General features: G+C 63.2%; 10 protein-coding genes. 7 read left to right on the top strand and 3 right to left on the bottom strand.

Annotated features, from left to right (window positions below):
• Positions 1 to 230 precede the first annotated feature (230 nt).
• Complete coding sequence (locus DOM57_RS14310) at positions 231 to 1,568, top strand: class-II fumarase/aspartase family protein (RefSeq protein ID WP_204352979.1); 1,338 nt, start codon at positions 231 to 233, stop codon at positions 1,566 to 1,568.
• On the opposite strand, the gene DOM57_RS14305 is transcribed toward DOM57_RS14310, so the two are convergent.
• Positions 1,542 to 2,273, bottom strand: a complete 732-nt coding sequence (locus tag DOM57_RS14305; RefSeq protein WP_110649877.1) for a GntR family transcriptional regulator — start codon at positions 2,271 to 2,273, stop codon at positions 1,542 to 1,544. The two genes, DOM57_RS14310 and DOM57_RS14305, sit on opposite strands and share 27 nt — an antisense overlap.
• Before the next feature lie 109 nt (positions 2,274 to 2,382).
• On the opposite strand from DOM57_RS14305, the gene DOM57_RS14300 reads away from it, so the two are divergent.
• On the top strand, positions 2,383 to 3,645 hold the full coding sequence (locus DOM57_RS14300) for an SLC13 family permease (protein ID WP_110649876.1): 1,263 nt from the start codon (positions 2,383 to 2,385) through the stop codon (positions 3,643 to 3,645).
• A gap of 87 nt (positions 3,646 to 3,732) precedes the next feature.
• Here the strand turns inward: DOM57_RS14300 and DOM57_RS14295 are convergent, their stop codons facing one another.
• Positions 3,733 to 4,158 (bottom strand): hotdog fold thioesterase, encoded by a 426-nt coding sequence (locus DOM57_RS14295; RefSeq protein ID WP_110649875.1) that lies wholly within the window; start codon positions 4,156 to 4,158, stop codon positions 3,733 to 3,735.
• A 224-nt stretch (positions 4,159 to 4,382) separates the two neighbouring features.
• Here DOM57_RS14295 and DOM57_RS14290 point away from each other — a divergent pair, with 224 nt between their 5' ends.
• The 5 genes from DOM57_RS14290 to DOM57_RS14270 all read left to right on the top strand — a co-directional run bounded on the left by DOM57_RS14290 (position 4,383) and on the right by DOM57_RS14270 (position 11,418).
• Entirely contained in the window at positions 4,383 to 5,552 is a 1,170-nt protein-coding gene (locus DOM57_RS14290; protein WP_110649874.1) for an isovaleryl-CoA dehydrogenase, read from the top strand.
• 162 nt (positions 5,553 to 5,714) lie between these two features.
• Positions 5,715 to 7,322 carry a carboxyl transferase domain-containing protein gene (locus DOM57_RS14285; RefSeq protein ID WP_110649873.1) on the top strand — a complete coding sequence of 536 codons (1,608 nt, stop codon included), beginning with the start codon at positions 5,715 to 5,717 and terminating at the stop codon, positions 7,320 to 7,322.
• Between the two features lie 178 nt (positions 7,323 to 7,500).
• The gene (locus DOM57_RS14280; protein WP_110649872.1) at positions 7,501 to 8,364 is read left to right on the top strand and encodes an enoyl-CoA hydratase-related protein; all 864 of its coding nucleotides are present in this window, start codon (positions 7,501 to 7,503) and stop codon (positions 8,362 to 8,364) included.
• Complete coding sequence (locus DOM57_RS14275) at positions 8,361 to 10,505, top strand: acetyl/propionyl/methylcrotonyl-CoA carboxylase subunit alpha (RefSeq protein WP_110649871.1); 2,145 nt, start codon at positions 8,361 to 8,363, stop codon at positions 10,503 to 10,505. The genes DOM57_RS14280 and DOM57_RS14275 overlap by 4 nt, the downstream gene beginning before the upstream one ends.
• Position 10,506: 1 nt before the next feature.
• Entirely contained in the window at positions 10,507 to 11,418 is a 912-nt protein-coding gene (locus DOM57_RS14270) for a hydroxymethylglutaryl-CoA lyase (RefSeq protein ID WP_110649870.1), read from the top strand.
• Between the two features lie 230 nt (positions 11,419 to 11,648).
• On the opposite strand, the gene DOM57_RS14265 is transcribed toward DOM57_RS14270, so the two are convergent.
• Positions 11,649 to 11,987 (bottom strand): protein-tyrosine phosphatase family protein, encoded by a 339-nt coding sequence (locus tag DOM57_RS14265; protein WP_110649869.1) that lies wholly within the window; start codon positions 11,985 to 11,987, stop codon positions 11,649 to 11,651.
• Between the last annotated feature and the right edge of the window lie 97 nt (positions 11,988 to 12,084).

Raw genomic sequence — 12,084 nt, 5'->3', positions numbered from 1 at the left:
CCTGGCGCACGCGGAATAGACTCTCGATAGCGATGCCCCGTCCGAATCCCGATGCCGTCAATGCCGACCATCGTGCGCAGGCGAATCGGGCCGACAGCCTGACCTTCCCGCTCAAAGCCGCCATTCGCCGAATTGACTTTGTCGTACCGGCACGCTTAATTTGTCCGGACATATACTGTTTTTCGACCCTGTTCTTTCCTGATATCAGAGGTGTTGTGATGAGTTCGACGATGCTGACTTCCAGCCTGTTCAAGGACGCTTTCGGGAGCGAGGACGTGCGCCTAATCTTTGAAGATGCCGAACTCGTCGCTCAATACACGCGAGTGGAAGTCGCGCTGGCCCAGGCTCAGGCCAAATTGGGCATCGTGCCCCAAAAAGCCGCCGACACCATTGCCGCGACCGTCGATCCGCGCCGCATGGACATGCAGAAGTTCAAGGCGGATACCGAGAACGTCGGCTATCCCATCCTGCCCCTAGTCGAGCAGCTTTCGGCGCAGTGTGGCGAAGCGGGAGGCTACCTGCACTGGGGCGCCACCACCCAGGACATCATGGACACGGCGCTGATCCTGCAACTACGGGCCGCGTTGGAATTGATCGAGACGAAGTTGAGCCGGACACGCGAACTGCTCGCAAAGCTGGCTGCCGAGCATCGCGATACCGCCATGGCGGGGCGTACCCACCTTCAGCACGCACTGCCAGTCACGTTCGGTTATAAGGTGGCCGTGTGGCTGTCGATGTTCGATCGTCATCAAGCACGCCTCGATGCGCTTCGCCCGCGGCTGCTGCAAGTTTCCTTCTCGGGCGCGGCTGGCACGCTAGCATCTCTGCAGGACCAAGGGCTCGAGGTACAGCGTGCATTGGCCGAGGAACTGTCACTGGGCGTGCCCGATATCACTTGGCATACCGCGCGAGATTCATTGGCAGAAGTTTTGCAGTGGTTCGGCCTCGTCACCGCGTCTCTCGGCAAGGTGGCTCAGGATGTCATGCTGCTGATGACGGACGAGATCGGTGAGGTGATGGAACCGTTCGTGCCCGGACGCGGCGCCAGCAGCACGATGCCGCAGAAGCGCAACCCGATCTCCTGCGAGATCATCTGCGCCAATGCCAAGGTCGTGCGTCAGCACGCGGCATTGATGCTGGACGCGATGGTGCAGGATTTCGAGCGTGCCACCGGGCCGTGGCAGGCCGAGTGGTTCGCCATTCCCGAGAGCTGCCAGCTCACAGCCGGTGCGCTGGAGCAAGCCGTGTTCATGCTCTCTGGGCTGGAAGTCCGGGCCGACAGAATGCAGGCCAACCTGGGTATCAGCCGCGGACTGATCGTTGCCGAGGCGGTGATGATGGCGATGGCGCCACATTGCGGCCGCCAGCACGCCCATGAGATCGTTTACGAGGCCTGCCGCGCGGTACACGCCAGCGGCGAGACGTTGGCCGAGGTTCTATTGGCCGACGAGCGCATTACGCAGTATCTGGACGAGGAACGGATTCGCCGACTGACCGACCCCGCCAACTATGTCGGCCAGGCGCCGGAGATGGTGACACGGTTACTCGCGGCCCGAGTTGCGCAGTAACGAGTGAATGGCGAGCTTGCCGGGCAGGGATAGCGCACGCGTAACCAAAAGAAGCTGTCCCTGCATGCCCCAGTAGTGACGCAGAACCTCTAACGCCGCGGCGCCGGGTTTCCCCTCCAGCAGCGCCGACACCCGTTCGTCGAGCAGCGTGACATCGATTCGCTGAGAGATCTCGAGCGTCGGCTGATGATGCTGCTGCTCGACGAGTTCGCTGATCAGCGTTCGCGGCTGACGCGTGATCAGCGGCTCGATATCCCCATAGGCAGGTGCCAGCAGTACCTTGGTCCAGCAGACAGGGCGCGTCGCTTCCTGCGCCTGCTCGAGCCTCAGCGTTTCGATGCCGAGCCACTCGCTGCCCGGCTCGGCGTCGAACGTCTTGGCCTGCGCGGCGTTCAACGTCACCGGCGCGATTGACACCAGTTGACGCACGTGACGCTCGGCGAAATGCACCAGGTCGCTGATCGAGGCCAGCGTCTGGCTGTAACTTCTTCCCAGCGATTCCACGCGAGTGCCAACGCGCTTCTTGCGCGATACCAGCCCGTCCTCCAGCAGGCACTTGATCGCCTCGCGCACAGTGTGCCGGCTGACCGAATACAGATCGCACAGCTCCTCCTCGGTGGGCAGCAACGATCCCACGGGATACTCCCCCTCCAGAATTCGGCTACGCAACGCGATAGCTATCTCGCGATAACGGGGTGTCGACATGAGCTGCCTTCCTGGGCTTAAACGAAAGTCTTATAGGAGCCTGCGCTGCCAACAGCGAATATGTACGTACATATTTATTTTGTCAGGCCATAATTAGATCGAGGTGTTCATGGATCCAGCGATTGTGACGCTCGCCATTATCGGCGCGGCGATCGTCCTGTTCATATGGGAAATCATACCATTGGCGCTGACCGCCATGCTGGCGGTCGTCGCGTTCACGCTCACAGGCGTGCTCTCCTCGAGCGAAGCTTTCGCGAGTTTTTCGAGCAGCACCGTGGTGCTAGTCGTCGCCCTGTTCGTGCTCGGCGGGGCGCTATTTGAAACCGGCATGGCGGCCCGAGCCGGCAATGTCATCACGCGCTTCGCCGACGGCCAGCACCAATTGATCGCGGCGATCATGCTGGTAGCTGGTATCACCTCTGGCTTTCTATCCAACACGGGCACGGCCGCCGTACTGATACCCGTGGTGATTGGCATTGCCATCCGTACCGGTTTGAATCACCGTAACCTGCTGATGCCCTTGGCCTTCGCGTCATCCATGGGTGGCAATCTCTCGTTGATCGGGTCTACCAGCAACCTGCTGGGCGACACCATTCTGCGTAGAACCTTCGAGGGCACCGGATTCTCGTTCTTCTCATTCGCCATGGTCGGCCTGCCCATTCTGCTGTTGGGCATGTGCTACATGATCTTCTTCGGTCATCGGTTCAAGGAAGACCGAGACGACACGACCTCGGAGGTCACGCGGAATCCGGAGCCAAAATCCCTCTATCGGCAATACGGCTCGCTGATCGTTCTTGCCCTGACCGTGCTCGGCATGCTGCTGAGCGACACGATCGGCTTACCGATTCATCTCATTGCGGTGATCGGCGCGCTGTTCGTGATCCTGATTCGCGTCATCGACGAGAAAGAGGTCTATCGCAACATCGACCTGCGCACGATCTTCATTCTGGCCGGGCTGCTGCCGATGTCTGCGGCTCTTCAGAAAAGCGGGGCCGGCGAAATGATCGCCAACCATGTGGTGGGATGGCTCGGCGGGGATCCTTCACCGTTCATCTTGCTTAATGTCCTGTTCCTGCTGACCGCCTTTCTTTCCCAGTTCATGTCCAACACGGCGGCGGTGGGCCTGATGGCACCCATCGGCGGCACGATCGCCGTCAGCATCGGCGCGGACCCGATGGCGGTGATCATGGCCGTGGTCATCGGCGGCTCGTGTGCCTTCTTGACACCGCTGGCGACGTCGGCCAACACCATGATTCTCGGGGTCGGCAATTATCGTTTCAGTGATTTTGCCAAGGCCGGATGGCCATTGATGATCATCGCCTATCTCGTATCAATCGCGTTGCTGCCGCTTTTCTTCCCCTTCTATCCCTAACTGATCGAAGACGCGAAACGATAGCCAAGAACCGGCCATCCGTGGCCGATTCTTCGTTGCAGGAAGCATGTTGTACACCTTCGATATCTAACCCTGATTCACCACCGCCATGGTCAGCCTCGACATGCATACCAATCGGCCACGCTCGTCCTCGATTCGGATCTCCCACAGTTGCGTGGTGGCACCGAGATGCAGCGGACGCGCGCAGCCTTCGACCCAGCCTTCACGCATTGCACGCACGTGATTGGCATTGATGTCGAGCCCCACCGCCATCTTGTCCGGATCGGCCAGACACAAATTGGCGGCGATGCTGCCGAGCGTTTCCGCCAGCACCACCGAGCCGCCGCCATGGAGCAGGCCGTAGGGTTGGCGTGTTCTTTCATCCACGGGCATGCGCCCGCGCAAACAGTCATCGCCCAGCTCGGTGAATTCGATGCCGACATGGCTGACCAGCGTATTCCGACACTCGGCGGTGAGGGCGTTAAGGGATGACTCGCGTTTCCATATCGACATAGGGGCCCCGGTTTTTCAAAGTCAAAAGAGAACGGTCCAGACGTCTGTCTTATCACATTGACGCTAACGTCAGTCCACTCGGATCCCGGACCTTCGAAATGAACGAATCGGGTTTGCTCATTTCATCCTAGACCATGGTCGAGGGGCTCTAGCCGCCTTCGCATATTGACGTTAACGTCAACGTACCAAGACGTAGAAGCTGTATTGACAGCGAGGATTTCACCATGCACGCCCCCTACACCGAACTCGATTTCGGCCTCGACGACGAGCTGAACATGCTGCGCGAGCAGGTCAACGCCTTCGCCCGGGACGAGATCGCCCCACGCGCGGCCCAGATTGACCACGACAACGTCTTCCCCGCGGACCTGTGGCAGAAGTTCGGCGACATGGGCCTGCTCGGCATCACCGTCAGCGAAGAAGAGGGCGGCAGCGGTATGGGCTACCTGGCCCACTGCATCGCCATGGAGGAGATCTCCCGGGCCAGCGCCTCGGTGGGGCTCTCCTACGGCGCCCACGCCAATCTCTGCGTCAACCAGATCAAGCTCAACGCCACGGCCGAGCAGAAGGCCAAGTACCTGCCCGGGCTGATCAGCGGCGAGCATGTCGGGGCGCTGGCGATGTCCGAGCCCGGCGCCGGCTCGGACGTGGTCTCGATGAGCCTGCGCGCCGACAGGCAAGGCGATCACTACGTGCTCAACGGCAACAAGATGTGGATCACCAACGGCCCCGACGCCGACGTGCTGGTGGTCTACGCCAAGACCGACCCGGAGGCCGGCGCCAAGGGCATCACCGCCTTTCTGATCGAGAAGGGGTTCGCCGGTTTCTCCACCGCGCAGAAGCTCGACAAGCTGGGCATGCGCGGCTCCAACACCTGCGAGCTGGTGTTCGAGGATTGCCAGGTGCCGGCGGAGAACGTGCTGGGCGAGGAGAACCGCGGCGTACGCGTGCTGATGAGCGGGCTCGACTACGAGCGCACGGTGCTCGCCGCCGGCCCGATCGGGATCATGCAGGCGTGTCTGGATGTGGTGGTGCCCTACGTCCACGAGCGCAAGCAGTTCGGCCAAGCGATCGGCGAGTTCCAGCTGATCCAGGGCAAGCTTGCCGACATGTACACCACGCTCAACGCCTGCCGCGCCTATCTCTACGCCGTGGCCAGCGCCTGCGACCGAGGCCGGGTCAGCCGCAAGGATGCCGCCGGGGTGATCCTCTACTGCGCCGAGAAGGCGACCCAGATGGCGCTGGATGCCATCCAGCTGCTCGGCGGCAACGGCTATATCAACGAGTACCCCACCGGGCGGCTGCTGCGCGACGCCAAGCTCTACGAGATCGGTGCCGGCACCAGCGAGATTCGGCGGATGTTGATCGGGCGCGAGCTGTTCGCGGAATCGGCTTGACCCAAGAGAAAAGAGAGAAGAAAGAAGAGGAAAGAAGGAGTCCAGATTTTTTGCCTTTCCTTCCCTCTTCAAGGCACGAAGTGCCGCCTTCCCTCTTATGACTTTTGCTAAATTCCAGCACCTCGCATGCCGAGCCACGCGAGCCAGATCAGGAACCGAAACATGTCCATCCTGACTACCCAGATCAATCCGCGCACCGAGGCCTTCCAGGCCAACGACGCGGCGATGCGTGCCGAGGTCGGCAAGCTGCACGAGCTGACTGCGTCGATCGCCCGGGGCGGCGGCGACAAGGCCCGCGAGCGCCATGAGTCGCGCGGCAAGCTGTTCGTGCGCGATCGCATCGACCACCTGCTCGACGAGGGCGCGCCGTTCCTCGAGATCGGCGCGCTAGCCGCCCACGAGGTCTACGGTAGCGAGGTGCCGGCGGCGGGCGTGGTCGCCGGCATCGGTCGCGTAAGCGGCGTCGAGTGCGTGATCGTCGCCAACGATGCCACGGTCAAGGGCGGTACCTATTTCCCGCTGACCGTGAAGAAACACCTGCGCGCCCAGGAGATCGCCCGCAAGCATCGCCTGCCGTGCATCTACCTGGTCGACTCCGGCGGCGCCCACCTGCCCCACCAGGACGAGGTCTTTCCCGACCGCGACCACTTCGGGCGCATCTTCTACAACCAGGCCACGCTCTCCGCCGAGGGCATCCCGCAGATCGCCGTGGTGATGGGCTCGTGCACCGCCGGCGGCGCCTACGTACCGGCGATGGCCGACGAGTCGATCATCGTGCGCAACCAGGGGACGATCTTCCTCGGCGGCCCGCCGCTGGTGAAGGCCGCCACCGGCGAGACGATCAGTGCCGAGGACCTGGGCGGCGCCGACGTGCACGCCAAGGTCAGCGGCGTGGCCGACCACTACGCCGATAACGACGCCCACGCCCTGCAACTCGCCCGTCGCGCCGTGTCACGGCTGAACTGGCAGAAGCGCGGCCGGCTGGCGATGAAGGAACCTCGACCGCCGCGCCTCGACCCAAACGAGCTCTACGGCATCGTGGGCACCGACCTCAAGAAGCCCTATGACGTGCGCGAAGTGATCGCGCGGCTGGTCGACGATTCCGACTTCGACGAGTTCAAGCGCTACTACGGCGACACCCTGGTCACCGGCTTCGCCCACTGGTGCGGCCACCCGGTGGGTATCGTCGCCAACAACGGCGTGCTGTTCTCGGAGTCCGCGCAGAAGGGCGCGCACTTCATCGAACTCTGCGCCCAGCGCCAGATCCCGCTGATCTTTCTACAGAACATCACCGGCTTCATGGTCGGCTCCAAGTACGAGCAGGAGGGCATCGCCAAGCACGGCGCCAAGCTGGTTACCGCCGTGGCCTGCGCCAAGGTGCCCAAGTTCACCGTGCTGATCGGCGGCAGCTTCGGCGCCGGCAACTACGGCATGTGCGGCCGCGCCTATGACCCCAACCTGCTGTTCATGTGGCCCAACGCGCGCATCTCGGTGATGGGCGGCGAACAGGCGGCCAACGTGCTGGCGCAGGTGAAACGGGAGCAGATAGAGCGCGACGGCAGCGACTGGCCGGAAGACGAGGAAGCCGCCTTCAAGGCGCCGATTCGCGAACAGTACGAGCGCCAGGGCCACCCGTACTACGCCAGCGCCAGGCTGTGGGACGACGGCGTGATCGACCCGCGGCAGACCCGCGATGTGATCGGCCTGGCACTCTCCGCCGCGTTGAACGCAGAGATCGAAGAGACAAGATTCGGCGTGTTTCGGATGTGAGCCACGAGCCACGAAAATCAGCATCGGCCATGGTTAAAAGTTCGCAATCCCTTGAGCCCGAAGCCCGAAGCCCGAAGCCCGAAGCCCGAAGCCCGAAGCCCGAAGCCCGAAGCTCGAAGCTCGAAGCTCGAAGCTCGAAGCTCGAAGCTCGAAGCCAACATGATCATGAGAGGCCGCCATGGCAGCCATATCCGATAGCTTCACTCGTTTGACCATCGATTCCCGCGGCGTCGCGCGGCTGACGCTGGATCGCCCCGCAGTGCACAACGCCTTCGACGACGCCTTGATCGCGGCGCTCAACACGCATCTCGAACGCCTTCGCACGCTGGCCGAGCGCGGCGAGGTGCGGGTAGTGATGCTCGGCTCCGAAGGCAAGCACTTCTCAGCCGGGGCGGATCTCAACTGGATGAAGCGCATGGTGGACTACAGCGTCGACGACAATCTGGCCGACTCGCGCCAGCTCTCGCGCTTGATGCACGGGCTCGACACCCTGCCCTGCCCCACGCTCTGCCGGGTGCAGGGTGCGGCCTACGGCGGCGCGGTGGGGCTGGCCGCCTGCTGCGACCTGGTCATCGCCTCGGATGCGGCGCGCTTCTGCCTATCCGAGGTCAAGATCGGCCTCTCGCCGGCGGTGGTCGGGCCCTATGTCCAGCGCGCCATCGGCACCCGCCAGATGCGCCGCTATGCGCTGACCGCCGAGGTGATCGACGCCGCCACCGCCCGTACGCTGGGTCTGGTGCATGACGTCGTCGAGATGGACGCATTGGATGACCGCATCGATCAGACGGTCGACCGGCTGCTCGCCGCCTCCCCCCAGGCCCAGCGCGCCACCAAGGCGCTGCTCGCCGAGATCGCTCGAGAGCCGGACACCGACGCCTCTCGCGAAGCGACCTGCCGCACGATCAGCGAACTGCGGGTCAGCGCTGAGGGCCAGGAGGGACTGGCCGCGTTCTTCGACAAGCGCGCGCCTGTCTGGCAACGCACGGGGGATACCCACAGGGATAAAGACGGCCATTCGGATAACAAGGAACCGCGCTCATGAGCCTGACCGACGCCCCCCATCCGCTGCGCTCCGTACTGATCGCCAATCGCGGCGAGATCGCCTGCCGGGTGATCCGCACCGCGCGGCGCCTCGGCCTGCGCACCATCGCGGTCTATTCGGATGCCGATGCCCGCGCCCGCCACGTGCGCGAGGCCGACGAAGCGATCCGCCTCGGCCCGGCAGCGGCTGGCGAGAGCTATCTCGCCATCGACAAGGTCATCGCCGCCGCCCAGCACAGCGGCGCCGACGCCATCCACCCGGGCTACGGCTTTCTCTCCGAGAACGCCGAATTCGTCGCCGCCTGCGACGCCGCCGGGCTCGTCTTCATCGGCCCGCCGGCCAGCGCCATCGCCGCCATGGGCGACAAGGCCGCGGCCAAGGCGCGCATGGCCCAGGCCGGCGTGCCGCTGGTGCCCGGCTATCACGGCGAAGCGCAGGATGATGCCTTGCTGCGGGAAGAAGCCGGCAAGATCGGCTACCCGGTGCTGCTCAAGGCCAGCGCCGGTGGCGGCGGCAAGGGTATGCGGGTGGTCGATTCCGAGCGCGAGTTCCAGGCGGCGCTCGATGGCTGCCGCCGCGAATCCCGCGCCGCCTTTGGCGACGAACGCATGCTGATCGAGAAATACCTGACCCAGCCGCGCCATGTCGAGGTACAGGTGTTCTGCGACAGCCTCGGAGCCGGCGTCTACCTGTTCGAGCGCGACTGCAGCGTGCAGCGGCGCCACCAGAAGGTGCTCGAAGAGGCCCCCGCGCCGCACCTGCCCGAGGCGCTGCGCCGCGAGATGGGCGAAGCCGCGGTACGCGCCGCCCAGGAGATCGGCTATGTCGGCGCCGGCACGGTGGAATTCCTGCTCGATGCGTCACAAGAGCAGGACGGTGCATTCTACTTCATGGAGATGAACACCCGGCTGCAGGTAGAGCATCCGGTGACCGAGATGATCACCGGCGAGGATCTGGTCGAGTGGCAACTGCGGGTCGCCGCCGGCCTGCCGCTGCCCAAGTCTCAAAGCGAGCTGACCCTGACCGGCCACGCCATCGAGGCGCGGCTCTATGCCGAAGACCCGGACAACGACTTCCTGCCCGCTACCGGCACGCTCGAACGATTCGGGATCGACCTGACCGCAGGCGGCCTGGCGGCGGATCGCGTGCGTCTGGATAGCGGCGTCGAAGCCGGTGATGACGTCTCGATGCACTACGACCCGATGCTGGCCAAGCTGATCGTCCACGGCGAGGATCGCGGCCAGGCCCTGGCGGAGATGGATCGCGCGCTGGCGGCGCTGGATGTCTCCGGCGTGACCACCAACCGCCGCTTCCTGCAGCGGCTGGTGACCCACCCGGACTTCATCGCCACCGAGCTGAATACCCGCTTCATCGAGCACCATCACGATGCGCTGTTCGCCGCGCCCCACGCCATCGACGCCGATATCGCCCGCGCGGCCCTGGTTGCTATAGATCAGCTTGCGATGGATCGGCTCGCCAGGAACCATACCAACGGAGCTCCGCGCACCGACGACCCCTGGCAGCATCGCGACGGCTGGCGGCTCAACGCGCCGCGCCGGCTGCGTCTCGCCTTCCAGGAGATCGACGGCAGCGGCACGTACGAGGTGATCGCCACTCAGGGGCTGACTCAGGGTCTGGCACAGGAGCCAGCACAGGCGACCTGGCAGCTTCAGGTGCAGCGCGACGGCGAGGAGACAAGCCGGCTCGCCGGGCAGTGCCAGCGCCTCAACAACGACACTCTGGCGCTCACCCTGGATGGCCATCGCCAGCGCCTCTTCGCCCGGCTCGACCCGGCAAGCGAGGGCGACGCCATCGTGCTCACCGCCGCCGGTACTGAATCCCGCCTGATCTGGCGCCGCGCCGACCGCGCCGACCATCTTCCGCAAGAGGCCGAAGCCAAGCTGACCGCGCCGATGCACGGCACCGTGGTGACGCTGCTGGTCGAACCCGGCCAGGCGGTGGAGAAAGGCACGCCGCTGGTGGTGGTGGAAGCGATGAAGATGGAGCACACCCTGAACGCCCCCGCCGACGGCGCGGTGGAAGCCTTCCATGTCGCGGTGGGCGACGCCGTGGCGCAGGGAGATGAACTGCTCGCCTTCGTGGGTAAGGAGGCCAGCGCCGACACAGGCAGGGAAAACTGATATGGGGATGCCAAAGCGAGTCAGTATCGTCGAAGTCGGCCCGCGGGATGGGCTACAGAACGAAGCCAAACCCATCGCCACGGCCGCCAAGCTGGAACTGATCGACCGGCTCGGCGCGGCAGGCCTCAAGCGGATCGAAGCGGCGAGTTTCGTCTCGCCCAAGTGGGTGCCGCAGATGGCGGATCACCGCGAGGTAATGACCGGCATTCAGCGCCGGCCGGGTGTGATCTACTCCGCGCTCACGCCCAATCTCAAAGGGCTGGAAGCCGCGCTAGAGTGCGGTGTCGAAAAGGTCGCAGTCTTTGCGGCAGCGAGCGAAGCCTTCTCGCACAAGAACATCAACTGCTCGATTGCCGAATCGCTGGACCGCTTCGCCCCAGTGATCGAACGCGCCCGGGAAGCCGGTGTGCGCGTGCGCGGCTATGTCTCCTGCGTGCTCGGCTGCCCCTACGAAGGCGAAGTCGCCCCCCAGCGGGTCGCCGAGGTCTCACGAGCGCTGTACGCGATGGGCTGCTATGAAATCTCGCTGGGCGACACCATCGGCGTAGGCACCCCGCTCAAGGCCAAGCGCCTGATCGACGCCGTGAGCCGCGATATCCCCAGGGACAAGCTCGCCGCCCACTTCCACGATACCTACGGCCAAGCGCTGGCCAACCTCTATGCCGTGCTCGAGGAGGGCATCAGCGTGATCGACAGCGCCGTCGCCGGACTCGGCGGCTGCCCCTACGCCAAGGGCGCCACCGGCAACGTCGCCACGGAAGACGTGATCTATCTGGTCAACGGCCTCGGCATCGACAGCGGTGTGGATCTGGATAACTTGGCAGAGACAGGGGTGTGGATAACACAGACGATCGGCAAGCCGAATCGGTCGAAGGTAGGGGTGGCGTTGGCGGCGAAGTTATCGAACCGCTGAAAACACAAAGTTCCCAATTGATGGCTTGGCTCGGGGCTTTGAGTGTCATGATCAGTGATTGATGCCAGGCGCTAACGCCCAATTAACGTTCTGATAGGTTGGTTACCCATTGCCTCTGGAATTCCGTTTCAGGCGCTCGCTCACCTCTGGATCGCGTGATTAATGCGAAGGACACTTCGGGCTCCACACCCAGCCTCGCCGCTAAAAGGCTAAGCACCATCGAAGAACGGTCAACGCCTCCCCCGACAGTGAAATACTATTTTTCTCTTCTTTTCCTGCAAAAGCGCCAAGGAATCGATGAACTGCACCACTTCCCGGTCATTATCGGCCACTTCATCTCTGATCGGGAAGTTAAGGTATAAAACTCCCTTATTCTGACAAACCTCTCCCTCAGCAAGAAGTTCAAGCTCTGCTTGTTCTCCACTCGTCAGCATGGAAACTACGATTTCATAACCTGTCAGTTTGGTTTCCTCTATACTCTGTTCAAGAAAACCACCTCCTTGCGGGTGAGGCATAATAGCAAACTGATCATCACAAAGCCCCTCAGCCTTATATATTGAATTTATCATTTATACTCACCAAAATATAACGCTAAGCTAAGCGGCGGCCCGTCAGCCCGGGATATTCATGACGGAGGGCTCGAAATAAGATAGATAGTCGGGTAGA

The sequence above is a fragment of the Salinicola peritrichatus genome, from assembly GCF_003206715.1.
In the GTDB taxonomy this organism is placed as follows: domain Bacteria; phylum Pseudomonadota; class Gammaproteobacteria; order Pseudomonadales; family Halomonadaceae; genus Salinicola; species Salinicola peritrichatus.
Note: the sequence above shows the minus strand (reverse complement) of the source record. Positions and strands in the feature narration are given on the sequence as shown.